This is a genomic window from Knoellia locipacati (assembly GCF_007992835.1).
GTDB classification, from domain to species: Bacteria; Actinomycetota; Actinomycetes; order Actinomycetales; family Dermatophilaceae; genus Knoellia; species Knoellia locipacati.
In genome coordinates this window covers 20,514-44,844 of record NZ_BKBA01000009.1, presented here as the reverse complement: position 1 = coordinate 44,844, position 24,331 = coordinate 20,514, and the positions used below count along the sequence as shown (strand labels likewise).

The 24,331-nt window shown below is 71.0% G+C and carries 25 protein-coding genes; 14 read left to right on the top strand and 11 right to left on the bottom strand.

All coding sequences use genetic code 11. The features are described 5' to 3' along the window. Window positions 1–25 precede the first annotated feature (25 nt). The 8 genes from KLO01_RS11765 to KLO01_RS11730 all read left to right on the top strand — a co-directional run bounded on the left by KLO01_RS11765 (window position 26) and on the right by KLO01_RS11730 (window position 7,279). Window positions 26–1,603, top strand: a complete 1,578-nt coding sequence (locus KLO01_RS11765) for an FMN-binding glutamate synthase family protein (RefSeq protein WP_147065365.1) — start codon at window positions 26–28, stop codon at window positions 1,601–1,603. Window positions 1,604–1,640: 37 nt separating this feature from the next. Then, a complete protein-coding gene (locus tag KLO01_RS11760) occupies window positions 1,641–2,540 on the top strand; it encodes an NAD-dependent epimerase/dehydratase family protein (protein WP_147065363.1) in 900 nt (299 codons plus the stop codon). Between the two features lie 80 nt (window positions 2,541–2,620). Next, window positions 2,621–3,301 (top strand): hypothetical protein, encoded by a 681-nt coding sequence (locus KLO01_RS11755; RefSeq protein WP_147065361.1) that lies wholly within the window; start codon window positions 2,621–2,623, stop codon window positions 3,299–3,301. A gap of 3 nt (window positions 3,302–3,304) precedes the next feature. Continuing rightward, window positions 3,305–4,189, top strand: a complete 885-nt coding sequence (locus tag KLO01_RS11750) for a hypothetical protein (protein WP_147065360.1) — start codon at window positions 3,305–3,307, stop codon at window positions 4,187–4,189. A gap of 105 nt (window positions 4,190–4,294) precedes the next feature. Then, the gene (locus KLO01_RS11745) at window positions 4,295–5,083 is read left to right on the top strand and encodes a uracil-DNA glycosylase family protein (RefSeq protein WP_147065358.1); all 789 of its coding nucleotides are present in this window, start codon (window positions 4,295–4,297) and stop codon (window positions 5,081–5,083) included. 68 nt (window positions 5,084–5,151) lie between these two features. Next, window positions 5,152–5,607, top strand: coding sequence for a MerR family transcriptional regulator (locus KLO01_RS11740; protein ID WP_222611983.1), 456 nt, complete (start codon window positions 5,152–5,154; stop codon window positions 5,605–5,607). A gap of 112 nt (window positions 5,608–5,719) precedes the next feature. Next, entirely contained in the window at window positions 5,720–6,115 is a 396-nt protein-coding gene (locus KLO01_RS11735) for a (R)-mandelonitrile lyase (RefSeq protein WP_147065354.1), read from the top strand. 123 nt (window positions 6,116–6,238) lie between these two features. Continuing rightward, entirely contained in the window at window positions 6,239–7,279 is a 1,041-nt protein-coding gene (locus tag KLO01_RS11730; protein ID WP_147065353.1) for an NAD(P)-dependent alcohol dehydrogenase, read from the top strand. A 130-nt stretch (window positions 7,280–7,409) separates the two neighbouring features. On the opposite strand, the gene KLO01_RS11725 is transcribed toward KLO01_RS11730, so the two are convergent. Further along, a complete protein-coding gene (locus KLO01_RS11725; RefSeq protein WP_147065351.1) occupies window positions 7,410–8,279 on the bottom strand; it encodes a helix-turn-helix transcriptional regulator in 870 nt (289 codons plus the stop codon). A gap of 159 nt (window positions 8,280–8,438) precedes the next feature. On the opposite strand from KLO01_RS11725, the gene KLO01_RS11720 reads away from it, so the two are divergent. The 3 genes from KLO01_RS11720 (at window position 8,439) to KLO01_RS11710 (ending at window position 10,668) form a co-directional block, all read left to right on the top strand. Beyond that, window positions 8,439–9,503: a zinc-dependent alcohol dehydrogenase family protein gene (locus KLO01_RS11720; protein ID WP_147065349.1), complete on the top strand. Its 1,065-nt coding sequence runs from the start codon at window positions 8,439–8,441 to the stop codon at window positions 9,501–9,503. Window positions 9,504–9,578: 75 nt separating this feature from the next. Then, window positions 9,579–10,076: a cyclophilin-like fold protein gene (locus KLO01_RS11715; RefSeq protein WP_246136177.1), complete on the top strand. Its 498-nt coding sequence runs from the start codon at window positions 9,579–9,581 to the stop codon at window positions 10,074–10,076. Window positions 10,077–10,083: 7 nt separating this feature from the next. Further along, window positions 10,084–10,668 (top strand): DapH/DapD/GlmU-related protein, encoded by a 585-nt coding sequence (locus KLO01_RS11710; RefSeq protein WP_147065345.1) that lies wholly within the window; start codon window positions 10,084–10,086, stop codon window positions 10,666–10,668. Window positions 10,669–10,710: 42 nt separating this feature from the next. Here the strand turns inward: KLO01_RS11710 and aroB are convergent, their stop codons facing one another. The 3 genes from aroB to aroC are packed head-to-tail and all read right to left on the bottom strand — an operon-like array spanning window position 10,711 to window position 13,510. After that, window positions 10,711–11,775 (bottom strand): 3-dehydroquinate synthase, encoded by a 1,065-nt coding sequence (gene aroB / locus KLO01_RS11705; protein ID WP_147065343.1) that lies wholly within the window; start codon window positions 11,773–11,775, stop codon window positions 10,711–10,713. Further along, window positions 11,772–12,293, bottom strand: coding sequence for a shikimate kinase (locus tag KLO01_RS11700; RefSeq protein WP_147065341.1), 522 nt, complete (start codon window positions 12,291–12,293; stop codon window positions 11,772–11,774). The genes aroB and KLO01_RS11700 overlap by 4 nt, the downstream gene beginning before the upstream one ends. Continuing rightward, window positions 12,287–13,510: a chorismate synthase gene (aroC, locus tag KLO01_RS11695; RefSeq protein WP_147065339.1), complete on the bottom strand. Its 1,224-nt coding sequence runs from the start codon at window positions 13,508–13,510 to the stop codon at window positions 12,287–12,289. Before aroC ends, KLO01_RS11700 begins: the two co-directional genes overlap by 7 nt. A 121-nt stretch (window positions 13,511–13,631) precedes the next feature. On the opposite strand from aroC, the gene KLO01_RS11690 reads away from it, so the two are divergent. Genes KLO01_RS11690 through KLO01_RS11680 form a run of 3 tightly spaced genes read left to right on the top strand, consistent with a single transcriptional unit; the run spans window position 13,632 to window position 15,323 of the window. After that, window positions 13,632–14,405, top strand: coding sequence for an ArsR/SmtB family transcription factor (locus KLO01_RS11690; RefSeq protein ID WP_147065337.1), 774 nt, complete (start codon window positions 13,632–13,634; stop codon window positions 14,403–14,405). Next, entirely contained in the window at window positions 14,405–14,770 is a 366-nt protein-coding gene (locus KLO01_RS11685) for a VOC family protein (RefSeq protein WP_147065335.1), read from the top strand. Before KLO01_RS11690 ends, KLO01_RS11685 begins: the two co-directional genes overlap by 1 nt. 28 nt (window positions 14,771–14,798) lie before the next feature. Next, the gene (locus tag KLO01_RS11680) at window positions 14,799–15,323 is read left to right on the top strand and encodes a hypothetical protein (RefSeq protein ID WP_147065333.1); all 525 of its coding nucleotides are present in this window, start codon (window positions 14,799–14,801) and stop codon (window positions 15,321–15,323) included. A 78-nt stretch (window positions 15,324–15,401) separates the two neighbouring features. Here the strand turns inward: KLO01_RS11680 and KLO01_RS11675 are convergent, their stop codons facing one another. From KLO01_RS11675 to KLO01_RS11645, 7 genes are all read right to left on the bottom strand, one after another. After that, window positions 15,402–16,874 (bottom strand): cryptochrome/photolyase family protein, encoded by a 1,473-nt coding sequence (locus KLO01_RS11675; RefSeq protein ID WP_147065331.1) that lies wholly within the window; start codon window positions 16,872–16,874, stop codon window positions 15,402–15,404. An 18-nt stretch (window positions 16,875–16,892) separates the two neighbouring features. Continuing rightward, window positions 16,893–17,591, bottom strand: a complete 699-nt coding sequence (locus KLO01_RS11670) for a prepilin peptidase (RefSeq protein WP_147065329.1) — start codon at window positions 17,589–17,591, stop codon at window positions 16,893–16,895. Continuing rightward, entirely contained in the window at window positions 17,591–18,409 is an 819-nt protein-coding gene (locus tag KLO01_RS11665) for a shikimate dehydrogenase (RefSeq protein WP_307725670.1), read from the bottom strand. Before KLO01_RS11665 ends, KLO01_RS11670 begins: the two co-directional genes overlap by 1 nt. After that, window positions 18,403–19,563: an endolytic transglycosylase MltG gene (gene mltG, locus KLO01_RS11660; RefSeq protein ID WP_147065327.1), complete on the bottom strand. Its 1,161-nt coding sequence runs from the start codon at window positions 19,561–19,563 to the stop codon at window positions 18,403–18,405. The genes KLO01_RS11665 and mltG overlap by 7 nt, the downstream gene beginning before the upstream one ends. Further along, complete coding sequence (ruvX, locus tag KLO01_RS11655) at window positions 19,560–20,069, bottom strand: Holliday junction resolvase RuvX (RefSeq protein ID WP_147065325.1); 510 nt, start codon at window positions 20,067–20,069, stop codon at window positions 19,560–19,562. The genes mltG and ruvX overlap by 4 nt, the downstream gene beginning before the upstream one ends. A gap of 2 nt (window positions 20,070–20,071) precedes the next feature. Then, on the bottom strand, window positions 20,072–22,765 hold the full coding sequence (alaS, locus tag KLO01_RS11650; RefSeq protein WP_147065324.1) for an alanine--tRNA ligase: 2,694 nt from the start codon (window positions 22,763–22,765) through the stop codon (window positions 20,072–20,074). A gap of 117 nt (window positions 22,766–22,882) precedes the next feature. Beyond that, on the bottom strand, window positions 22,883–24,172 hold the full coding sequence (locus KLO01_RS11645; protein ID WP_371860273.1) for a replication-associated recombination protein A: 1,290 nt from the start codon (window positions 24,170–24,172) through the stop codon (window positions 22,883–22,885). Window positions 24,173–24,331 lie beyond the last annotated feature (159 nt).

Here is a 24,331-nt window from a genome sequence, read left to right as displayed (position 1 = left end):
ACGGTTTGGGGGCAGACTGCGAGCCATGAAGGCGAAGTCGATCATCGGAGCCGCTGTCGTCGGACTGGCCGGGGTCGCCGCTCGCGACCTCACCCAGAAGAAGCACTCGCTCAGACGCAACTTCCCGGTGATCGCCCACGCCCGCTACTGGCTCGAGAAGATCGGCCCGGAGCTGCGGCAGTACATCATCACGAGCAACGACGCCGAGCGGCCGTTCTCCCGCGACCAGCGCTCGTGGGTCTACGCGAGCAGCAAGAAGGAGAACAACTACGTCGGGTTCGGCACCGACAACGACGTGGAGAACCTCGAGGGCTACGTCATCGTCAAGCACCGGACCTTCGCACCGTCCGCGCCCTCTACCTCGGTCGCGCACGGCCACGACGACGCGGTCGACCTGCCGGCCGCCAAGGTCCTCGGAGGGCCCCGCGGACGGGCGCACGCCTTCCGGCCGGGTTCGGTCGTCAACGTGTCGGCGATGAGCTTCGGCGCGCTGTCCGGCAACGCGATCGAGTCGCTCAACCGCGGCGTCGCCCTGGCCGGCGCCCTCCACAACACCGGCGAGGGCGGCCTGTCCGACCACCACCGCAAGGGCGGCGACCTCATCTTCCAGATCGGCACGGCCTACTTCGGCTGCCGCGACGAGCAGGGCCGGTTCGACCTCGCGCGGCTCAAGGACCTCGTCCAGTCCGCGCCCGTCAAGGCGATCGAGGTCAAGCTGAGCCAGGGCGCCAAGCCCGGGCTCGGCGGGCTCCTGCCGGCCGCAAAGATCACCGAGGAGATCAGCCGGATCCGCGGCATACCGATGGGCCAGGACTGCGCCAGCCCGTCGCGCCACGCCGAGTTCGACGACGTCGACAGCATGCTCGACTGGGTCGAGCGCATCGCCCAGGAGACCGGGCTGCCCGTCGGCATCAAGTCCGCGGTCGGCGAGCAGGACTTCTGGAGCGACCTCGCCGAGCAGATGTCCGGACGGTCGCGCGGCGTCGACTTCATCACCGTCGACGGCGGCGAGGGTGGCACCGGCGCGGCGCCGCTCGTCTTCACCGACACCGTCGCGCTCCCCTTCCGGGTCGGCTTCGCCCGCGTCTACTCGACCTTCGCGCGGGCCGGGCTCACCGACGACGTCGCGTTCATCGGCAGCGGCAAGCTCGGGCTCCCTGACAACGCGCTCGTGGCCTTCGCGCTCGGCGCCGACATGGTCAACGTCGCGCGCGAGCCGATGTTCGCGCTCGGGTGCATCCAGTCCCAGAAGTGCCACACCGATCGGTGCCCGACCGGCGTGGCGACGCAGGACCCGTGGCTCGCCCACGGCCTCGACCCGACGCTCAAGTCGGTACGGCTGGCGAACTACCTCCAGACCCTGCGCCGGGACCTGCTCAAGGTGTCCGAGGCCTGCGGTGTCCCCCACCCCGGTCTCATCGACGCCGACGCCGTGGAGATCCTCGACGGCAACCGGCTCGGCACGCCGCTGCGCGAGGTCTACGGCTACGAGCCCGGGTGGGGCGCCCTCGGCCCCGACCTCGCCCGCGACATCACGTCGATCATGTGGCCCGAGCGCGACCGGGACACCGAGGCGCCGGAGTCGGCCACCGCGACCGCCTGAGGCCCGCACAGGAACCGACCGGTGGTTGGATCGGCACATGCGGATCTTCTTCACCGGCGGCAGCGGCAAGGCCGGCAAGCACGTCGTCGCCCACCTCGCGGACCAGGGCCACGACGTCACGAACGCCGACCTCGTCCCGCTGGGGCACCCGTCGGTCACCGATCTCACGGTCGACCTCACCGACGCGGGCGAGACCTACTCGGCGATGGCGGGGCTGGCGCGGATGTCGGAGCTGGATCTCGAGAGCAAGCCGGGCTATGACGCCGTCGTCCACTTCGCAGCGATCCCCGCCATCCTCAAGGCGCCGGACTCGCGGACCTACGCGACCAACGTTCTCAGCACCTACAACGTGCTCGAGGCGGCCACGTCCCTCGGGATCCGCAAGGTCGTCTTCGCCTCCTCGGAGACGACGTACGGCGTGTGCTTCGCGCAGGGAGAGCGACGGCCCGAATACGTCCCCGTGGACGAGGAGCACCCGACCGTCCCCGAGGACTCCTACGCGATGTCGAAGGTCGCGGGCGAGGTGACCGCCCGCTCGTTCGCCGCGCGCACCGGAGCCGACATCTACGGGCTCAGGATCAACAACGTCATCGAGCCGCACGAGTACGCCGAGCTGTTCCCCGCCTTCCTCGCCGATCCCGCGTTGCGACGCCGCAACATCTTCGCCTACATCGACACCCGCGACCTCGGCCAGATGGTGCAGCGCTGCCTCGAGGTCGACGGGCTCGGGTACGAGGTCTTCAACGTCGCGAACAGCGACATGTCGGTCGCAGCCACGACGGACGAGATCCGTGAGCGCTTCTACGACGGCGTTCCCCTGACCCGGCCCATGGGCCGGGACGAGACCTTCTACTCGATCGACAAGGCACGAGACCTTCTCGGCTTCGCACCAGAGCACTCGTGGCGCGACGTGCTCGACGCGCACACGCCGTCCTGACCGTCGGCAAAAGCCTCAACTCCGCAGGTTGCGACGGGGCCCGGGAGTAGTCTGAGTGGGCGCGTTGGAGGTGATGCGCCATGAACGGTCTACGCGCACTCTGGTGCTCTGTCGCCCTCATCGCGACGATGGCCTCCTGCGGAACCGCCGGGCCCGGCACCGAGTCCGCGGGCAGCGGAAGTGCGACCCCGGCCGTCACCGTCACCGCCCCTGGGAGCGGCGGGACGACGTCCACTCCCGCGACTCCGACCAGCACCGAGACCCCGGTCATCAAGGTCACCGACGACGTCTTCGCCGGACTCACCCGGGCCCAGGCGGAGAAGATCCGTGACAGGTGCCACGGCAGCCTCAGCGTGCCCGGGACGGACGACATCTGCGTGATCCCCAAGACCCTCCCTCCGTGCACACCCCAGAACCGCTGGTGCGTCCGCATCGCCACCGTGGCCGGCACCGACCTGCGCGCCGTCCAGGTCCAGGACCGAAGCCCCGACAGACAACTCTGCGGCACGGCCCGGGCACGGTGTCCTCTCCTCGTCGTGACCCGACAAGTCACCAACGATGTCCACGTCACCAAGCCCAAGACCACGCACACGGCCACACCGACCACGTCGACAGGCGGCGCCACCGTGAAGCCCAAGCCCACCGTGACGCCCTCCCCCACGGCTCCATCCACCACCAAGTCGCCCAGGCCGACGGCGACGTTCAAGCCGTCCGCGGGTCCGGGTCCCACCCCGCCCCCGGCTGCCACGGTCGCCCCCTAGACCATGGCGGAGCAGCCGCCGGGTCCGGCCAGCCCGCCACGCAGCACAGCCTCGGCCGCCGGCCGGCTGCTGGGGTTCGTGGCCCCCACCGGCCTCCTCACTGGCATCTTCTACTACTTCGGCTACGTCAGCGCCCGCAGCTTCTACGGGTACTTCGGCATCCCGCTGAGCGCGCTGGGCCTGCCTGCGAGCCACTACTTCATCCAGACGACCGACACGGTCTTCCGGCCCCTGGCGATCATCGCCGTGATCGCCCTGTCGATCCTCGTGCTGCATCAGCTCGTGGACGTCAGGGCGCCGACGCTGGCACGGCGCACCGCGCGAACGATTCACCGCGGTCTGGTCATGGTCAGCATCGTGCTCGCAGCGGTGGGACTCGTGGGCCTCTACACCGGCAAGGGCGGTGCGCTGTGTGCGGCCTCCTTGGCCGCGGCAGCAGTGCTGGCCGAGTACTCGTTGTGGCTCGGACTGCGCACCGGCATGCTCAGCGCCCTGGTGGCGACGCTGGCCACGGCTCGGGCGGAGATCCGTCGAGGCATCCTGCTCGCCGTCGTCGTCGTCGCCGTGTTCTGGGGCGTCACGGATCTCGCCCACGACCGTGGCCTCGAGCGCGCCCGCATCATCGAGAGCACCCTGCCATTCCAGCCTCAAGCCGTCGTCTACTCCGTCCAGGAACTCTCGATCCCGGGGACGGGCGTGCAGATGCAACGCCTTCCGGCAGCCGAGGGCGGTGCCATCTACCTCTACAACGGTCTCCGGCCGCTCGTCTACGCGCACGACCGGTGGTTCCTCCTCCCCAAGGGCTGGAAGAGGGGCAACGGGGACACGGTCGTGCTCGTCCGCGACACGTCAGACCACGTCCGTGTCGACCTTGCTCCCGGCAAGTAGGGGCTGCGGGCGGCTCGGGACCGTGTGGGTGATGGCACCGCAGGAGGGTTGTCACGGCCGTGCGATTCCGCTCCACTGGAGGCCTCGACCTCGACGGAGTCCGCCATGATCACTGACGCGTTCGACACCGGCCCCACGGGCACCTTCAGGACGTTGTGCCGCACCTACCCGGACGACACGGTGTTCAAGGGCACCGACGGTTTCAGGTCGCTCTGGGGTCCGATCTTCTACCGGGGCCGGGCCAACGGGAGCGCGCGGTTGCTGGCCATCGGTCAGGACCCGGCGCAGACCGAGGCCGTGACCCGCCGGTGCCTGTCGGGCCAGGCGGGCCGGCGCGTGCAGGGCTTCGTCGAGAAGCTCGGCTACACCAAGAGCTATCTCATGATCAACGCGTTCCTCTACGGCATCTTCAACCAGAGCATGGCGCTGCCACACCTCAACGACCCCGACGTCCTCGCCTACCGGAACGCGTGGCTGGAGGCGGCGTTCGCGCCCGGCAAGATCGAGACGGTGGTGACCTTCGGGACGCCGGCGTTCAACGCGTGGACGGCCTTCACCGCGACCCCGGTCGGCGCGAGCGTGAGCGCGACGGTGAGCTTCCACAAGGCCCTGCACCCGACGGCCGACAAGCCGGGAGGCCCGATCACCCGACAGGAGCTCCTCGAGAACTGGAACGTCGCCCTGCAGAGCCTGCACCCGACCGTCCAGCACCCGGACGTCGCGACGCCGCTCGTCCCCTACGGCGCCGACTTCACCGCGGCCGAGCTGCCCGAGATCCCCAGTCGCGACCTGCCCATGGGACTCCAGCCGTGGATGCGCAACACCGACTTCTGGGCGTCCATGTCCGCCACGCCGGGCAACCAGCGCGCCAACATCTCCATCGAGGTTCCGTGAGCTCTCGGCGCGCTCCATGGACCCTTTGACTTCGAGCGCTCGAAGTTTCTACCGTCGTTGACGTGAGCATGCAGACCGCCCAGCACGAGTACACGATCCGCGAGGCGGCGGCCCTGACCGGGCTGTCCGCCAGCACGCTGCGCTACTACGAGGGCATCGGCGTCATCCCGCCCATCACCCGTGGCGAGAGCAGCGGGCACCGCGTCTACCTCGAGAGCGACCTCGACCAGCTGACGTCGGTGGCCTGCCTCGCGGCGACCGGCATGTCGATCGGCGACATGAAGCAGTACGTCGCCAACGGGCCGCTGGGTGCCTCCGCAGCCGAGGAGCAGGTCGCCCTGCTCACCGAGCAGCAGCAGCGCCTCACCGTCGAGGCCGAGCAGCTCGAGCTGAGGCAGCGCTACGTCGCCCTCAAGATCCGGTACTGGCACGCGGTCGAGCAGGGTGACGACGTCCTCGCCCAGCGACTCGCGGGCGAGGCACGGGCCCTCGCCGACGGTCTGAGGCGCTCCACCTCGCACTGACGCGTCGCCTGACTCGTCGCTGACGCGTCGCAGAGCTTGGCCACCCACGGGACCACTCCGCACCCTGACGCACGACCTCCTCGAACCCCACGAACCCACGAGAGGACCCTCCATGCATGTCACCACGAGCGGCGGCACGTCCGCCCGCGGAACCGAGGACTGGTTCACGGGCACCGTCCACATCGACGGCATACGCACTCCCGACGAACAGTCCACGATCGGGTGCGCCCACGTCCGGTTCGCCCCGGGCGCACGCACTGCTTGGCACACCCACCCCAAGGGTCAGACCCTCTATGTCACCGACGGCATCGGGCTGGTGGCCAGTCGTGGTGGCACGCCGCAGGAGATCCGTCCCGGCGACGTCGTCCACATCGCGCCGGGCGAGGAGCACTGGCACGGCGCCACCGCCGACCGGTTCATGGCGCACGTCGCCATCCAGGAGGCCGACGAGAACGGCCAGCCGGTCACCTGGCTCACCCACGTGAGCGACGAGGAGTACTCCGCCTGACCGGGCCCTCCACCCAACCCGTCGCTCCACCCCCTTCATCCCGGGACACCCAACGGCGCTCCCGCGATGCCCCCTGCCCGAACCCCCACCCCCACCCCCACCCCACGAGAAGGAACTCCTCACATGCAGGTCAACGCCTACGCCGCCCCCGCAGCCGGTCAGCCGCTGGCACCCACCGTCATCGAGCGCCGCGACGTCGGGGCCAACGACGTCCTCATCCAGATCCAGTACGCCGGCATCTGTCACTCCGACATCCACACCGTCAACGGCGACTGGGGCCCGCAGCCGTTCCCCGTCGTCCCCGGCCACGAGATCGTCGGCGTCGTCGCCGAGGTCGGTGCCGAGGTGACCCGCCACAAGGTCGGCGACCGGGTCGGCGTCGGATGCATGGTCAACTCGTGCGGCACGTGCACCAACTGCCGCAACGGTGACGAGCAGTACTGCACCCAGGGCATGGTCGGCACCTACGCCGCGACCGACCGCGACGGCACCACCACCCAGGGCGGCTACTCGACCCACGTCGTCGTCGACGCCGACTACGTCCTGTCTGTGCCCGAGGGCATCGACCCCGCGAGCGCCGCTCCCCTGCTCTGCGCCGGCATCACGACCTACACCCCGCTCAAGCACTGGAAGGCCGGTCCCGGCACGAAGGTCGCGGTCGTCGGCCTCGGCGGTCTCGGCCACATGGCCGTCAAGATCGCGCACGCGCTCGGCGCCCACGTCACGGTGCTCTCGCAGTCGCTCAAGAAGCAGGAGGACGGCCTGCGCCTCGGCGCCGACGAGTACTTCGCCACCTCGGACCCCGACACCTTCGAGCAGCTCGCCGGACGGTTCGACCTCATCATCAACACGGTGAGCGCCGCCCTCGACCTCGACGCCTACCTCGGCCTGCTCGCGGTCGACGGCACCCTCGTCAACGTCGGCGCACCCGCCGAGCCGCTGAGCATCAACGTGTTCTCGCTCATCGGCGCCCGCCGCAGCTTCGCCGGGTCGATGATCGGTGGCATCGCGCTCACCCAGGAGATGCTCGACTTCTGCGCCGAGCACGGCATCGCGGCAGAGGTCGAGGTCATCGGCGCCGACCGCATCAACGACGCGTACGAGCGCGTCCTCGCCTCCGACGTCCGCTACCGCTTCGTCATCGACACGGCGACGCTGGCCTGATCCGAGCACCGCAGCGCCCGTCCTCCGTCGGGGGGTCGGGCGCTGCGGTGTCTCCGGGCGGTCGCGCGGGTCCGTTCACAGACATCTGCCGGTATGCCGTGTGGCCCCGCTTGTACCCCCGACCCAGACTTCAGTCGTCCGCGACGGTCCGGGCTGGCGCCGCCCAGGACGCGAGCAGCCTCAATCGCTCGGCGGAGGGGGAGCCGGGTTCTGCGGTGTAGATGAACAGGGCTGTTCCGGGTTCGGCGGTGATGGCCAGCTCCTCGAAGGCCAGCGTGACCTCTCCGATGACGGGGTGGCAGAACCGTTTCGTGCCGGTGCCGTGGGTGCGGACGTTGTGGGCGGCCCAGAGCCGTCGGAAGGTCTCACTGCGGGTGGAGAGCTCGCCGACCAGGTCCTGCAGGCCGCGGTCGTGGGGGTCGCGGCCGGCGTCTGCGCGCATGTTGCCCACGCACATCTCGGCGAACACGTCCCAGTCGGGGTAGAAGTCGCGGGACGTGGGATCGAGGAACTGGAAACGGGCCAGGTTCGGCAGCCGACCCCCGTCGCCGATCACCGGCGAGTAGAACGCCCGGCCCATGCTGTTGGTCGCGAGGATGTTCTGGTGCGCGTCCCGCACGAAGCCGATGCCGTCCGTGATGGCCTCGAGGGCCCAGTGCAGGCTGGGTCGCGTGGCTCTGCCAGGGGTACGGCGACGGGATCGACCTGAGGTGGGGACGCCGTCGGCTGCGCGGGCCAGGTCCCAGAGGTGGGCTCGCTCCGTGTCGTCGAGCTGCAGTGCCCGGGCGAGCGCGTCGAGCACGCCGGCGGAGGCACCTCCGATCTGCCCCCGCTCGAGACGGGCGTAGTACTCCACGCTGAGGCCTGCAACGGCGGCGACCTCGCTGCGTCGCAGGCCCGGGACCCGCCGGGGGCCGAACGTCGGCAGCCCAGCCTGCTCGGGGGTGATGCGGGCGCGGCGAGTGGTGAGGAACTCGCGCACCTCTGCTCGGTTGTCCACGTCGTCAAGACTATTGCGGGGCCGGGGCGATCCCGAGCCGCCAGGGGTGCCCTGTCAGTGCACCCATCGACAGGGACTCCCACCCCACGGAGATGGCGGGTTGACTCGATGTCGCGCGGCCAGACGGTCCGCGCTGTGCGGATCGAAGGAGTGCAAGCGATGAGGACAGCGATCTTCAACGGCAAGGGTGACATCTCTGTCGAGGAACGCCCGAAGCCCACCGTCAGCGAGCCGACTGACGCCATCGTGCGCGTCGTGCTGGCCTGTGTCTGCGGATCGGACCTGTGGTTCTACCGGGGCATCTCCGACCTGCCACACGGCTCCGTGGGGCACGAGTTCATCGGGGTCGTCGACGAGAAAGGCAGCGGGGTCGGCGAGCTGGCGGTGGGTGACTTCGTCATCTCGCCCTTCACGTGGAGCGACGACACCTGCGACAACTGTCTGGCCGGAGTCCACAGCGCCTGCGTGCACGGTGGCGTCTTCGGACAGGGCCTGGAAGGCGACGGTGGCCAGGCCGAGTTCGTCCGTGTACCGCAGGCCGACGGCACCCTCGTCAAGGTCCCGGGCTCCGACTTCGACGACGAGACGATGGCCTCACTCCTCGCGTTGACCGATGTCATGGCCACCGGCTACCACGCCGCAGTGAGCGCCGAGGTCACCCCGGGTGACACCGTCGCGGTCGTCGGTGACGGCGCCGTCGGCCTGTGCGCGGTCCTGTCGGCGAGGATTCTCGGCGCCGCGCGCATCATCGTGCTGGGCAGCACGACCGAGTCACGCCATGCGCTGGCTCGCGAGTGGGGCGCGACCGACATCGTCACCGCACGGGGGGACGAGGGAGTCCAGCAGCTCAAGGAGCTCACTGGTGGTTATGGAGCCGACGCGGTCCTGGAATGTGTCGGCGGCAAGCTCGCGACGGACACCGCCTTTGCCATTGCCAAGGCCGGCGCTGTCGTCGGCCGCGTCGGGATGCCGCACGATGCCACGATCGACGCCACCGTCCCCTTCTTCCGCAACATCGGGACGCGAGGGGGTCCCGCGCCCGCGCGCCACTACCAACCCCACCTGATCGACGCCGTCCTCAAGGGCGAGATCAACCCCGGCAGGGTCTTCGACCTCACGGTCGACCTCGACGACATCGCCGAGGGCTACGCCGCCATGGACGAGCGACGGGCGATCAAGACGCTGGTCAAGGTCAGCGACCTGGCACCACAGCCAACCGTCTGAAGCGCCACCAGGGCTTTCATGACGATGACTGTGCCCCGGCCACTCCGGGTCGTTGCCCTCACAGCAGTCCTGCTGGTGTCCAGCACGGGCTGCGCCTCGTCCGACTCGTCGGACGAGCACCTGCAGACCTCCCCCACCTCATCCACGACCAGCGGCACGCTGGACCAGCGCAGCCCGACCGCTGAGACCACGTCCACCCCCGAGGAGAACCTCATGCGCATCACCATCAGCATCGGCGACGAACAGCTCAGTGCGACCCTCACGGACAGCGCCGCGGCCAGAGACCTGCTGGCCCAGCTCCCGGTGACCGTCGAGATGGTCGACCACGGCGGGGTCGAGAAGACCGGCCCCCTGCCCGAGCCACTGTCCCTCGAGGGTCAGCCCGAGGGCGCCGACCCCTCGCCCGGAGACCTCGGCTACTACGCGCCCGGCAACGACCTCGTCCTGTACTACGGCGACCAGTCCTACTTCGCCGGGATCGTGATCCTGGGCCGGTTGGACGGCGATGCCGCCGAGCGCATCAGCGCACTGGACGGCCCCGTCACCACCGTCGTCCGAGAAGGGCAGGAGTGAGCCGCTGATGCATTTGGACGAGTTCCTCGCACACGTCGACGGCGGCGGCCTGATCGAAGGCGGCTCCGAGCATCACCGGTTCATGCACGAGGCCGCGCAGGAGGCGCTCCGAACCGTCGACGAGCTCAACACCGGATACCGCACGCCCGAGGAGGTACGGGCCCTGCTGACCCGGCTCACCGGCAAGCAGATCGACGATTCGCTGGCACTCTTCCCACCGTTCTACAGCGAGTTCGGCAAGAACCTGACCCTCGGCAAGGACGTCTTCATCAACATCGGCTGCCGGTTCCAGGACACCGGAGGGATCACCATCGGTGACGGCTCGCTCATCGGTCACGGCAGCACGCTGACGACGCTCAACCACGCCGTCGACCCCGACCGGAGGGCCGACATGGTCCCCGCCCCGATCGTGATCGGCCGCAAGGTGTGGCTGGGAGCCGCAGTGACGGTCGTCCCCGGCGTCACCATCGGCGACGGGGCGATCGTGGGCGCTGGCGCCGTCGTGACCAAGGACGTGCCGGCCAACGCCATCGTCGCCGGCGTGCCGGCCAGGATCATCCGGGTGACCGGCTTCGACGCCTCGCCCCGGTGAACCGGGCGTCACGCCCCGGAGTCGACGCTGCCCCGGACCGCGTCAGGGGGAGACCGCGGCGTATGCCGTGTGCAGCTGCTCCTGCGTCGGACCTTCCAGCCGCACGGGACGCCCCACATCCTCGAGGACGACGAACCGCAGCAGGTCGCCGCGGGTCTTCTTGTCGCGGCGCATCGCCGTCTCGAGCTCGGCCCAGCGACCCGCCTCGTACGCGGTCGGCAGCCCCACCGACGTCAGCACCTCGCGGTGCCGGGCCACCACCTCCACTGACAGCACCCCCGCAGCCGCAGCGAGCTCGGCCGCGAAGACCATGCCGATGGCGACGGCCTCACCGTGCCGGCGCCGGTAGTGCTCGACCTGCTCGATGGCGTGCCCGAACGTGTGGCCGTAGTTGAGGATCTCGCGCAGCGACGACTCGCGCAGGTCCTGGCTCACGACGTCGGCCTTGACCCGGATGGCGCGCTCGATGAGCTCGAGCGTGTGCGGGCCATCCGGTCGCCCGGCCGCCTCAGGATCCGAGGCGACGAGGTCGAGGATGACCGGGTCGACGATGAACCCGGCCTTGATGATCTCGGCCATCCCCGCGACGTAGTCCTCACGCGGCAGTGTCGCCAGCACGTCGACGTCGCACAGGACGGCGCGCGGCGGGTGGAACGAGCCGACGAGGTTCTTGCCCTCGGGAGTGTTGATGCCGGTCTTGCCACCGACGGCTGCGTCGACCATGCCGAGCAGCGTCGTGGGCACCTGCACGACAGGCACGCCACGCAGCCAGGTCGCGGCGACGAACCCGGCGAGGTCGGTGACGGTCCCTCCCCCGACGCCGACGACGACGTCGGTGCGGGTGAAGCCGTGCCGGCCGAGCAGCGACCACAGGTCCGCGGCCACGACCGCGGTCTTGGCGTCCTCCGCGTCGGGCACGCCGACGGCATACGCCTCGATCCCGGTGTCGCGCAACGATGCCGTGACGGCCTCGCCGAGCGAGCGCATCGAGTCCGGGTGCACGACGAGCGCCCGGCGCACACCGTCGCCGATGACGTCGGCGACGCGCGTCGAGCACCCGCTCTCGATGACGACGTCGTAGTCGCCACCGACGGAGACGACGCTCATCGGGCAGGCCCCACCAGCGCCACGATCTCGGTGACGACGTCGTCGACCCCACGACCGGCCGTGTCGACGCGGTGCGTCGCGAGCCGCTCGTAGGTGGGGCGGCGCTCGTTCATGAGCTTGGTCCACGCGGCCCGCGGGTTGATCGCGAGCAGCGGGCGGCTGGCGTCGAAGCCCACGCGCTTGGCGGCGTCGGCGATGCCGACGTCGAGGAAGACGACGACGTGACCGTCGAGCACGGTCTGGGTCTCGTCGTCCATCGGCGCGCCACCGCCGAGCGCGACGACACCCGGCTCGGCAGCGACCGCACGGGCCACCTCGGCCCGCTCGAGCGCGCGGAAGGCCGGCTCGCCGTCGAGCACGAAGATGTCCGAGATCGAGCAGCCCTGGTCGGCCTCGATCGCGGCGTCGGTGTCGTGGAACGCCACGCCGAGCGCCTCCGCGAGCGCCGCGCCGATCGTCGTCTTGCCCGACCCGGGAGGTCCGATGAGGACGGCGGTCGGACGCGCCGTGGTCACCACGAGCGCATCGTCTCGGGGATGGCGGCGAGGTATGCCGCGTGGTTGCGTCGCGTCTCGGTCACCGAGTCGCCACCGAACTTCTCGAGGCAGGCCTCGGCGAGGACGAGGGCGACCATGGCCTCGGCGACCACGCCCGCCGCGGGGACGGCGGAGACGTCGGAGCGCTGGTGGATCGCCTTGGCCTCGCCCTCCCCCGTCGTGTCGATGGTGTCGAGCGCCCGCGGAACGGTCGAGATCGGCTTCATCGCGGCGCGCACGCGCAGGACGTCGCCGTTGGACATGCCGCCCTCGGTGCCACCGGCGCGACCGGTGCGCCGACGGATGGTGCCCGACTCGTCGCGCTCCATCTCGTCGTGCGCGGCCGAGCCACGGCGGGCCGCGGTGCGGAAGCCGTCGCCGACCTCGACCCCCTTGATGGCCTGGATGCCCATGAGCGCCCCGGCGAGGCGTGCGTCGAGGCGCCGGTCCCAGTGCACGTGCGAGCCCAGGCCCGGAGGCAGGCCGTAGGCGAGGACCTCGACGACACCCCCGAGGGTGTCGCCGTCCTTCTTGGCGGCCTCGACCTCGGCGACCATCGCGGCCGAGCCGGCGGGGTCGAGCGTGCGCACCGGGTCGGCGTCGATCTCGGCGACCTGGTCCGGCGTGGGCAGCGGCGCGTCGTCGGCGACACCTGCGGTGCCCATCGAGACCGTGTGAGAGACGAGCCGGATGCCGTAGGCCTGCTCGAGGAAGCGGGCCGCGACCTCGCCGAGCGCCACGCGAGCAGCGGTCTCGCGGGCCGAGGCCCGCTCGAGCACGGGGCGGGCGTCGTCGAAGGCGTACTTCTGCATCCCCACGAGGTCGGCGTGGCCGGGGCGAGGTCGCGTGAGCGGCTTGTTGCGCGCGACCTCCTTCTCGGCGTTGACGTCGTCGGCCGCGGCGTAGGCGTCCTCGGAGACCGGGTCCGCCGACATCACCGTCTGCCACTTGGGCCACTCGGTGTTGCCGATCCGGATGGCGACGGGCGAGCCCATGGTCAGACCGTGCCGGACACCGCCGAGGAACTCGACCTCGTCCTGCTCGAACTTCATCCGGGCGCCGCGGCCGTAGCCGAGGCGGCGACGGGCCAGCGCGTCGGCGAGGTCCGTGCGGGTCACCTCGACGCCGGCGGGAAGTCCCTCGATCGTGGCCAGGAGTGCAGGGCCGTGCGACTCGCCTGCGGTCAACCATCGGAGCATGGCCCGATCCTCCCATGCAGGCCGAAGCACCGGCCGGGCGCGGTCAGCACGTGGGAGCGCGGGCGAGTGGACGGCATACCGACTCTTGACAGGTAACCAAATGGTTTCCTAATGTGAGCTCGTGGACATGATCTTCCGGGCGCTGGCCGACCCGACGCGACGGGCACTGCTCGACGCCCTCCACGACACCGACGGCCAGACCCTGCACTCCCTCACCGCGGCGTTCGACATGACCCGGATCGGCGTCGCCAAGCACCTGGCCCTGCTCGAGGAGGCCGGCCTCGTCGTGAGCCGGCGCAGCGGCCGCGAGAAGCTGCACTTCCTCAACCCGGTCGGCATCAGGCAGGTCCACGACCGGTGGGTCAGCAAGTACACCGAGCCCTGGGCCGCCGGCCTCGTCGGGCTCAAGGACGAGCTGGAGGCACAGAGCATGACCGTGAGCAAGGTCTTCGAGATCTACATCCGCACCACGCCCGAGCGGCTGTGGGACGCCATCACCGACCCCGACACCCGTCGGCGGTTCCACTTCGGCAACACCGTCACCTCGAGCTGGTCCCCCGGCTCGACCTACGAGGTGACCCATGACGGCTTCGACGGCGCCCTCGTCGACGGCGAGAACCTCGAGGTCGACCCACCGCGCCGCCTCGTCCAGAGCTACCGGGCCCACTGGGACGACGACGCCGAGTCGGTCGGCACCTCCCGCGTGACCTGGGAGATCGAGCCGGTCGGCGACTCCTGCCGCCTCACCGTCGTCCACGACCAGCTGCCCGACGGCGTGAGCGAGGCGATCCACGGCGGCTGGCCGATGGTGCTGTCGGGTCTCAAGACCTGGCTCGAGACCGGCACCGAGCTCACCACGCCCGGATCGCAGATGTACGCCCGAGGGAGCTCGTGATGTTCACCGACGTGCGTGCCTGCGCTGTCGGGGTGTCCGACACCGACGCCGCGATCGCGTTCTTCACCGGGCGACTGGGCTTCGAGGTCCGGATGGACGTGCCGATGGGCGGCACGGTGCGCTGGGTCGAGGTCGCGCCACCCGGAGCCACGACGTCCGTCGCGCTCCTGTCGGCGGGCGGCCCGGGCGTCGGGACGGACACGGGCATCCGGTTCGCGGTCACGGACGCCACGGCACTGCACGCCTCCCTGCGCGAGTCCGGGGTCGACGTCGACGAGCTCGTCGTCTCGGACTGGGCGCCGCCGATGTTCGACTTCCGCGACCCCGACGGCAACACCTACTACGCCAGCGAGGCACCGGCCTGAGCCGTCCTCGCGCGGCTACCCTCGCGGCATGACGACGACCCCTCCGCAGACCGCGCCGTTCGCCCAGTCCGTCCGGATCCTCAGCACTGCACTCATGGGTGCGCTGGTGTTCATCGGTATCGCGATGTTCTTCGTGCTCGGCGCCGACGACACCCCGCCGGTGTGGCTCGTCGTCGCCCAGGTCGCGGCCGGTGTCGTCGTCCACCTGGTCATCGAGGCGGTCGGCTACCGCGTCCAGCCCCTCGACCCGGGCCTGTCCGACGCCGACGCCGGGACGGCCGCACGAGCCCGGTGGCAGAGCTCGATGATCCTGCGCTTCGCGCTGAGCGAGGTCATCGCGATCGCGTCGCTCGTGGCGGCGTTCGTCCTCGAGGGCGGGATCCTCGCGTATGCCGTGGGCGCGGTCGTGTCGCTCGTCCTCATGGCCGTCCACGTCTGGCCGGGCGCGCGCCCGGTGGGCAAGGTCGCCATCGCCCTCGAGGCCGCCGGGCGTCGCTCCACGCTGCGCGAGGAGTTCGGCGTGCCGGCCCCCGGTCCCCTCCAGCAGTTCTGAGGGTCCGGCCCCGCACCGGGCCACGGCCCGAGCAGCCCGACGCGGGCCCGCCGACGCGGGTCCGCCGACGCGGGTCCGTCACGGCGCGCGGTTGCCCCGGTCCTCCTCCTGCGCGACGAGCGCGTCGAGGTCGCTCAGCCGGTCGAGCCCCTGCACCGCCCGCGACATCCGCTGGTTGCCCGCCAGACGCTCGCGGTTGCGGGACAGGAACCACCAGTAGCCCGCCGTGAAGGGGCACGCGTCCTCGCCCACCCGCACCCTCGGGTTGAAGCGGCACGACCCGCAGTGGTCGCTCATCGTGTTGATGTAGGCACCACCTGACGTGTACGGCTTGGTGGCCATGACCCCGCCGTCGGCGTGCTGCGACATGCCGACGACGTTGGGCACCATGACCCAGTCGTAGCCGTCGACGAAGGCGCGGTGGAACCAGTCGGTCACCTGGGTCGGAGCCCACCCCCGCTGCATCGCGTAGGACCCGAGCACCATGAGGCGCGGGATGTGGTGGACCCACCCGTGCTCGGACACCTGGTCGAGCGTGTGCGAGAGGCAGCGCGCGTCCGTGGCGTCGGCGTCGAGGTCGGCGAACCACTTCGGAAGGCGCTGCGTCGCACTGAGCTCGTTGCGCCGCCGATAGCCCTCGCCCTGGTGCCAGTAGAGGTGCCAGACGTAGTCCCTCCACCCGATCACCTGACGCACGAACCCCTCGGCGCTGGCGATGGGCACGTCACCGGCGAGGTGTGCTGCCTCGGCCCGCGCGACGACCTCCAACGGGTCGAGCAGGCCGAGGTTGAGCGGGACGCTGAGCAGGCTGTGCGCCATCCACGGGTCACCCTCGAGGACCGCGTCCTCGTGCTCCCCGAACTCGGCGAGCCGGTACTCCACGAAGTGGTCGAGGGCCGCCAGCGCCTCGTCCCTGGTCGCGGCGAAGCGCCGGGGGCCGTCGCGTCCGATGAACGAGACGTCCCCGTCGCGCTCCCAGCGGTCGAGGTCGGCCCGCACCTCCTCGTCGATGTCGTCCTCCTGCGGCCACCACGGTGGGACCACCCCGAGCGTGCTCGCCCCCTTGGGCGGTGGGGTGCGGTTGTCGTGGTCGAAGTTCCACCGGCCGCCTGCGGGGTTCTCGCCGTCCATGAGGACACCGTGGCGCCGTCGTGCCTCGCGGTAGAAGTCCTCCATGAGCAGCCGTCGCCCGCCACGCCCTTGCGCCCACCGGGTGAAGTCCTCGCGGGAGGTGGCGAAGCCCCGTGGCGCGAGCACCTCGGCACCGAGCCGGCGCACGAGTCCCAGCGCGGCGTACGAGGTCGGGTGCACGACCTCGAGCTGCGGGATCCCGCCCACGACCTCGGCGTAGGTGTCGGCACGGTGCAGCTCGACCCGGTCACCGAGCTCGGCTGCACGGTGGCGCATGGCCGACAGCACGAGGTGCGCCTTGGCGCGGTGGAAGCGTCGCCGGGCGAAGACCGCCCGCGACTCGATCATGACGAGGGGTCCGTCGTGGTCGTCGGCGAAGTGCGGTCCGAGCTGGTCCCCGAACAGCCAGCGCGTCGTCATCCGGCGACGCTACCGCTGTCAGCGGCCGAGGTAGCCGTCGAGGAGCTGCTGGCCCCACGCCGCCGCGACGATCGCACCCGCGCACATCGAGGGCCCGAACGCCATCGCCGAGGAGCGGCCGGCACGTCGCGTGACCAGCAGCACGACGGCCGTCAGACCGCCGACGACGAACGCGGCCAGCGTCCCGACGACGACGTGGCCGACCGAGAGCCAGCCGAGCAGCAGGCCGATGGCCGGCGCGAGCTGGATGTCGCCGCCACCGAAGCCACCACCGGGCAGCAGCGCGAACGCGACGTAGGCCACCGTCAGCCCGAGGCTGCAGAGCCCGGCGACGAGCAGCCGGTCCCACTCCCCCGTCTCGACGGTCGGCGGCACGAGCAGCACGGCGAACGCCGGCAGCGCCGGTCGCGTCAGCCCCGCCGGCAGCCGGTGCACGTCGACATCGATCCAGACGAGGCACACCGTGAGCCAGGCGAAGAGCAGGTATGCCGGCAGCGCGGCATACGCTGCCGTGTCACCGACCGTGAGGGTGAGCAGCACGACGAGGGCTGCGAGCAGGGGGGCGACCCACCACGACGGCGGGGTCGGGTGGGTGGCCTCGTCCTCGACGATCCGGTAGCCCCCGGTCGCGAGCTCGCGGGCGGTGCGGTGACCGACGACGAGAGCGGCGACGACGAGCAGCACCAGCCCCAGCGCGAGGAGGACGGTCGACGACATCAGCGCCCCAGGACCGAGTGTCCGGCGGCGAACATGACGTCGAGCGGCGGGCGCTGCCCGGTGAAGAGCTCGACCTGGGCGGCGGCCTGGTGCACGAGCATGTCGAGTCCCGAGACCACGACGGCGCCCCGGTCGCGAGCCGCCCGGGCCAACGGGGTGGGCCAGTCGGCGTAGACGACGTCCATGAGGGTGGTCCCCGCGAGCGAGGTGCGTCCGCCCGTGAGGGCTGCGGCGGCCGCGTCGCTCGCGGCCGGCGCCAGGGTCGAGACGACGAGCCGGCGCGGCTGCTCGGCCCACGACTCGAGCGGTACGTGGACGGCTCGCACGCCACGTGCTGCGAGCAGTGCGACGACGTCCCCCGCCGTCGCGGCGTTGCGGGCCGCGACGACGACGTCGCGCACCCCGAGGTCGACGAGGGCCAGCGCGGCCGAGCGGCCGGTGGCACCCGAGCCGAGGATCGTCGCGACGCCGTCGTGCTCGACCCCGCCGAGGGCGCCGACGATGCCGGCGACGTCGGTGTTGACGCCGTCCCAGCGACCGTCGTCACGACGGACCAGCGTGTTGACAGCTCCCGCGGCCCGCGCCACGTCGGTCACGGTCACGGCGACCTCGAACGCGACCTCCTTGAGCGGCATCGTCAGGCTGAGCCCGCGCCACTCGTCGTCGAGGCTCTCCACGACCTGCGCCAGCTCGACCTCGGTGACCTCACGGCGGTCGTACGTCCAGTCCGAGAGGCCGAGTGCGGCATACGCCGCGGTGTGGAGCGCAGGCGAGAGCGAGTGCGAGACCGGCGACCCGAGGACAGCGGCTCTCAGCACTTGTCCTTGTTCGCGGAGCACCACGCGTTGAACTCGCGCACGTTGGCGTCGTGCTCGGCCTGCGTCACGGCGAACTTCGTCTCACCCGTGTCCGGGTTGACGGCGACGAAGTAGAACCAGGGCCCGTCCGCCGGGGCGGCGGCGGCCTCGATCGACGCGGCACCGGGGCTGTTGATCGGACCCGGAGGCAGTCCCTTGACCTTGTAGGTGTTGTAGGGGCTGTCGGAGTTGCGCGCCTCGTTGGACGTGCCGGCGCGGCCGCGCTTCTGCTCGATGTAGTGGACCGTGGAGTCCATCTGGAGCCGGCCGATCGTCGGCCCGTTGGGGTCGTCGAGGCGGTTCTCGATGACCCGGGCGACCTTGGCGCGGTCGGCGTCGCCGTTGACCTCGCCCTCGACGATCGACGCGACGGTGAGGATGCGGTTGTAGTCCTCGGGCTTGACGCCGGCCTTGGTGAGCTCGGCGATGGTCATCGCGACCATCTGCTTGAGCTGGGCTGCGGCGGGCACCTTGTCGTCGAACTCGTAGCTCGACGGGAAGAGGTAGCCGTCGAGCCGGCCCTTGGCGGACGCGGGCAGGCCGAGCGCCGCGGGATTCTTGGCCGCGGCCTGGTAGTCCTTCAACGGCACCCCGGTGGCCTTGCTCAGGCGGGCGAAGATCTCGCTGACCCACAGCCCCTCGGGGATCGTCGCGCGGGCGACGGCGCGGTTGGCCGGGTCGGTGAGCATCGTGAAGGCGTCGATGGCCTTCATGCCCTTCTTGAGCGAGTACGTGCCGGCCTGGATCCGTGCGCTCTGCTCGGGGTCGGCTGCTGATGCGTCGAGGTATGCCGTCCGCGTCTTGACGACGCCGGCCGCCTTGAGTGCGCTGGCGATCGACTCGCCGCTGTCGCCGGCCTTGACGGTGACCTGGACGTCGCCCTCACCCGGGCCGGGGAAGTCCTCGGCGTCGGAGGAGCCGCCGCCGGTGATCGAGGACACGAGCGGCTTGAGCAGCGTGAAGGCGGTGGCCGTGGCGGCACCGACGAGCACCACGGCGACGAGGAGCGTGAGGACCCTGCGGCCCTTGCCGCGCTGGCGACGACGCCGACGGCGCCGCTGCTCCTCGGGAGGCGGCTCTCCGAAGATCGTCGTGTCGAGGTGGTTCTGGCTCACCGCTGTCCGTCCTTCGTCTTCGGCCTGCGCCGCTTGTCCTTCACCGGCTCACCCGGTGGGCGGCCCGAGCCACGTTCCTCGTCCAGTCCGGCCTGGAGGATGAGGACCGCGGCTGCCTGGTCGACGACGGCGCGCTGCCGACGTCCATCAACACCACTGTGGCGCAGAACCCTGTGGGCATCGACACTCGTGAGGCGCTCGTCGACGAGACGGACGCCCACGGGCGAGACCCTGCGGGCCAACTCCGCAGCATACTGGCGCGCTGCCCCCGCAGCGGGTCCTTCGTCCCCGGAAAGTGAGCGCGGCAGGCCGACGACGATCTCGATGGCCTCGCGCTCGGCCGCCAGGGCGGCGATCGTCGCGATGTCGTCCTCGGTCGCGTCCTCGGCCGGCCAGGTGCGCGCCAGCGTGGCGTGCGGGCTGGCGAGCACGCCCCGGGGGTCGCTGACGGCCACCCCGACACGCACCGTGCCGACGTCGACCCCCAAGCGAACCCCGGGGCGCATGCTCAACCGGCCAGCTCCCCCACGCGCCACTCGACGGCGTTGATGGCTTCACCGCTCTTGGTGAGGTCCTGGCCGCCGCCCTGGGCGATGTCGTCCTTGCCGCCGCCGCCTCCGCCGAGGGTCTGTGCGGCGATCCGCACGAGCTCGCCGGCCTTGATGCCCTTGTCACGGGCGGCCTGGTTGGTCGCGATGACCACGACCGGGCGACCCTTCGCGCCACCGGTCACGGCGACGACCGACGGTGCGCCCTCGCCGAGCTTCTGGCGGGCGTCGAGGACCATCGCGCGCACGTCGTCGGCGCCGGCCTCGCCGCCGGCGTCGTGACCGACGAAGCGCACCCCGCCGACGTCCTTGGCGTTGTCGGAGAGCGATCCGGCGGCCGCGAGCACGGCCTGCTTGCGGGAGCGCTCGAGCTCGCGCTCGGCCTCCTTGAGGCGGGTCACCATCGCGCCGACGCGCTCGGTGAGCTCGCCGGGCTGGGCGCCGACGAGACCGGTGAGCTCGGCCACGATGGCCCGCTCACGAGCGAGGTAGCGCAGCGCGTCCATGCCGACGAAGGCCTCGAGGCGGCGCACGCCGGAGCCCACGGAGGACTCACCGGTCACCGTCAGGGCCCCGACCTGCGAGGAGTGTCCGACGTGGGTGCCACCGCAGAGCTCGCGCGACCAGGGGCCGCCGATCTCGACGACGCGCACGTCCTCGCCGTAGGTCTCGCCGAAGAGCGCGAGCGCGCCGAGCTCGCGCGCCTGAGCCAGTGGCATCCACGCCGCAGAGACGGGCAGGTCCTTGCGGACCGCGAGGTTGGCGACCTCCTCGATCTCGCTGCGGGTCGCGGCCGAGAGGGCCTGGCCCCACGCGAAGTCGAGGCGGAGGTAGCCGGGCTTGTTGTAGGAGCCGGACTGCAGCGCCGACGGGCCGAGCACCTGGCGGAGCGCCGCGTGCACGACGTGCGTGCCGGAGTGCGCTTGGCACGCGGACAGCCGCCACTCCGGGTCGACCTCGGCGAGGACGGGTGCACCGGTGCGCAGGGGTCCGTGGACCACCTCGACGGTGTGGGCGATGAGGCCCTTGACCGGACGCTGGACGTCCATGACCTTGAGGTGGACGCCGTCGGCGGTGATGATGCCCTCGTCGGCGATCTGGCCGCCGGACTCGGCATAGAACGGGGTCCGGTCGAGGACGACCTGCCCGCGCTGGCCCGGCTCGATCTCCTCGACGGCGTTGCCGTCGACGACGAGACCGATGACCGTGGCCTCGCTCGTGAGCTCCTGCCACGCGCGGAAGTCGGTCTCGCCCAGGCCGCGCAGCTGCTTCCACACCTCGGTGTTGGCGTGGCCGGACTTCTTGGCCTTGGCATCCGCCTTGGCCCGCTCGCGCTGCTCCTGCATGAGACGCGTGAAGCCCTCGCGGTCGACCGAGAGGCCCTGCTCCTCCGCCATCTCGAGCGTGAGGTCGATGGGGAAGCCGTAGGTGTCGTGGAGCTGGAAGGCCTGGTCGCCCGCGAGGACCTGGCCACCGGACTCCTTGGTCCGGCTCACGGCGGTGTCGAGGATCGTCGTGCCGGACGCGAGGGTGCGCCGGAAGGCCTCCTCCTCGGCGTACGCGATCTGGCTGATCCGGTCGAAGCCGGTCTCGAGCTCGGGGTAGGACTGCTTCATCCGCTCCATCGAGACCGGGAGCAGGTGGGGCAGCGCGGGGTCGGCGAAGCCGAGCAGGCGCATCGAGCGCACGGCGCGTCGGAGCATCCGGCGCAGGACGTAGCCACGACCCTCGTTGCCGGGGGTCACGCCGTCGCCGATGAGCATGAGCGAGGAGCGGATGTGGTCGGCGACGACGCGCAGGCGCACGTCGTCGGGGTTGGACTCGCTCGCCGCGTGGCCCGAGCGCGCGCCGTAGGTCTTGCCGGTGAGCTCCGCGGCCTTCTCGAGGACGGGGTAGACCTCGTCGATCTCGTAGAGGTTGTCGACGCCCTGGAGGATGCTGGCGATGCGCTCGAGACCCATGCCGGTGTCGACGTTCTCGGCGGGCAGCGGGCCGGCGATGTCGAAGTCCACCTTGGAGCGGACGGCGCTCAGCTCGTACTGCATGAAGACGAGGTTCCAGATCTCCATGTAGCGGTCCTCGTCGACCGCCGGACCACCTTCACGGCCGTACTCGGGGCCGCGGTCGTAGAAGATCTCGCTGCAGGGACCACCAGGGCCCGGGACACCCATGTGCCAGTAGTTGTCGGCCTTGCCGCGGCGCACGATGCGGTCGAGCGGGATCGAGGTGTACTCGGCCCAGAGCCGCTCGGCCTCGTCGTCGTCCTCGTAGACGGTCGCCCAGAGGCGGTCCGGGTCGAGGCCGTAGCCACCGTCGTCCTGCGAGGATGTGAGGAGCTCCCACGCGAGGCGGATGGCGTCCTTCTTGAAGTAGTCCCCGAAGGAGAAGTTGCCGTTCATCTGGAAGAACGTGCCGTGACGCGAGGTCTTGCCGACCTCCTCGATGTCACCGGTGCGGACACACTTCTGCACGCTCGTGGCGCGGTCCCACTGCGGCGTCTCCTGACCCAGGAAGTACGGCTTGAACGGGACCATGCCGGCGTTGACGAAGAGCAGGTTGGGGTCGTCGTGGATGAGGGGTGCGGAGGGCACCACCGTGTGGCCGTTCTTCTCGAAGAAGGTGAGCCAACGGCGCCGGATCTCGGCGGTTTCCATGTCGTCTGTCCTGAGGTCGAGTGCGTCGCACCCGGATTGCCGGGCACCGGTGAATCCTACGTGCCACCTCCCGCCGCCCGCGCCTGCGTTCCGACGCCCGGGGTGGCGGGAGAGTGCTCAGCGGCCGAGACGCTCCTTGAGCCAGGTCCACCGCTCCTGCAGCCGCGCCTCGAACCCACGGTCGGTCGGCTCGTAGTACGCCGTCTTCCCGTGCAGGTCGTCCGGGAGGTACTGCTGGCGGGCGACCCCGTCGGGTTGGTCGTGGGCGTAGACGTAGCCCTCGCCGTGTCCGAGACGGGACGCGCCGGCATACCCACTGCCCCTGAGGTGCGCTGGGACGGCACCGCCGCGCCCACCACGCACGTCGGCGATGGCCGCGTTGATGCCGTTGTAGGCGGCGTTGCTCTTGGGCGCGAGCGCGTTGTGGACGACGGCCTGGGCCAGGATGATCCGCGCCTCGGGCATGCCGATCTGGGCCACGGCGTGCATGGCGGCGACCGCCGTCTGGAGCGCCGTGGGGTCGCCCATCCCGACGTCCTCGCTCGCCGCGATGACGATGCGGCGCGCGATGAAGCGCGGGTCCTCCCCCGCCTCGAGCTGGCGGGCGAGGTAGTGCAGGGCGGCGTCGGCGTCGGACCCGCGCATCGACTTGATGAAGGCCGAGGCCACGTCGTAGTGCTGGTCGCCGGTCTTGTCGTAGCGAACCGACGCCTGCGCGACCGCCTGCTCCGCGTGGGCCAGCGTGATCGTCACCGGCCCGTCGTCGCCACCGATCGGGGCGTCGTCCTGCGCCACCCCCGCCGCCGCCTCGAGCGAGGTGAGCGCGCGGCGGGCGTCGCCGCCGGCGATCCGGACGAGGTGCTCGCGCGCCTCGTCCGACAGCGCGTATGCCGCATCGAGACCTCGCGGGTCGCTCACCGCGGTGTCGAGCACGTCGGCGACCTGCGTGTCGTCGAGCGAGGTGAGGGTGATGAGCATCGAGCGCGAGAGCAGGGGCGCGATGACCGAGAACGACGGGTTCTCGGTCGTGGCCGCGACGAGGATGACCTGGCGGGTCTCGACTCCCGGGAGCAGGGCGTCCTGCTGGGCCTTGGTGAAGCGGTGGATCTCGTCGAGGAAGAGGACCGTCTGGCGGTCGTACAGGTCGCGGTTGCGCGCCGCGGCCTCCATGACGGCACGCACGTCCTTGACGCCGGCGGTCACGGCCGACAGCTCGACGAACTCGCGGTGCGCCGCGGTCGCCACGAGGTGGGCCAGGGTCGTCTTGCCGGTACCGGGCGGGCCCCAGAGGATCGCGCTGAGCGGCCCCGCGGTGCCGCCCGACCCCTCGATGAGCCGGCGCAGCGGGCTGCCCGGACGCAGGATCTCGCCCTGACCACGGACCTCCTCGATCGAGGCGGGTCGCATGCGGACCGCGAGCGGGGGCAACGACGCGTCGCCGCCGCCCTCGGTCGAGGCGAAGAGATCGGCGGGAGGGGACACGCGAGCACACTAACCCGGCGGGCGCGGTGTGACCCACATCACACCGGTCGCCCGTTCAGCCCGTGCCGAACTTCGTGCATAGGG

Coding starts and splice junctions, on each gene's coding strand:
- KLO01_RS11765 (WP_147065365.1), top strand. CDS start 26: ATGAAGGCGAAGTCGATCATCGGAGCCGCTGTCGTCGGACTGGCCGGG.
- KLO01_RS11760 (WP_147065363.1), top strand. CDS start 1,641: ATGCGGATCTTCTTCACCGGCGGCAGCGGCAAGGCCGGCAAGCACGTC.
- KLO01_RS11755 (WP_147065361.1), top strand. CDS start 2,621: ATGAACGGTCTACGCGCACTCTGGTGCTCTGTCGCCCTCATCGCGACG.
- KLO01_RS11750 (WP_147065360.1), top strand. CDS start 3,305: ATGGCGGAGCAGCCGCCGGGTCCGGCCAGCCCGCCACGCAGCACAGCC.
- KLO01_RS11745 (WP_147065358.1), top strand. CDS start 4,295: ATGATCACTGACGCGTTCGACACCGGCCCCACGGGCACCTTCAGGACG.
- KLO01_RS11740 (WP_222611983.1), top strand. CDS start 5,152: ATGCAGACCGCCCAGCACGAGTACACGATCCGCGAGGCGGCGGCCCTG.
- KLO01_RS11735 (WP_147065354.1), top strand. CDS start 5,720: ATGCATGTCACCACGAGCGGCGGCACGTCCGCCCGCGGAACCGAGGAC.
- KLO01_RS11730 (WP_147065353.1), top strand. CDS start 6,239: ATGCAGGTCAACGCCTACGCCGCCCCCGCAGCCGGTCAGCCGCTGGCA.
- KLO01_RS11720 (WP_147065349.1), top strand. CDS start 8,439: ATGAGGACAGCGATCTTCAACGGCAAGGGTGACATCTCTGTCGAGGAA.
- KLO01_RS11710 (WP_147065345.1), top strand. CDS start 10,084: ATGCATTTGGACGAGTTCCTCGCACACGTCGACGGCGGCGGCCTGATC.
- aroB (WP_147065343.1), bottom strand. CDS start 11,775: ATGAGCGTCGTCTCCGTCGGTGGCGACTACGACGTCGTCATCGAGAGC.
- aroC (WP_147065339.1), bottom strand. CDS start 13,510: ATGCTCCGATGGTTGACCGCAGGCGAGTCGCACGGCCCTGCACTCCTG.
- KLO01_RS11685 (WP_147065335.1), top strand. CDS start 14,405: ATGTTCACCGACGTGCGTGCCTGCGCTGTCGGGGTGTCCGACACCGAC.
- KLO01_RS11680 (WP_147065333.1), top strand. CDS start 14,799: ATGACGACGACCCCTCCGCAGACCGCGCCGTTCGCCCAGTCCGTCCGG.
- KLO01_RS11675 (WP_147065331.1), bottom strand. CDS start 16,874: ATGACGACGCGCTGGCTGTTCGGGGACCAGCTCGGACCGCACTTCGCC.
- KLO01_RS11670 (WP_147065329.1), bottom strand. CDS start 17,591: ATGTCGTCGACCGTCCTCCTCGCGCTGGGGCTGGTGCTGCTCGTCGTC.
- ruvX (WP_147065325.1), bottom strand. CDS start 20,069: ATGCGCCCCGGGGTTCGCTTGGGGGTCGACGTCGGCACGGTGCGTGTC.
- alaS (WP_147065324.1), bottom strand. CDS start 22,765: ATGGAAACCGCCGAGATCCGGCGCCGTTGGCTCACCTTCTTCGAGAAG.
- KLO01_RS11645 (WP_371860273.1), bottom strand. CDS start 24,172: ATGCGACCCGCCTCGATCGAGGAGGTCCGTGGTCAGGGCGAGATCCTG.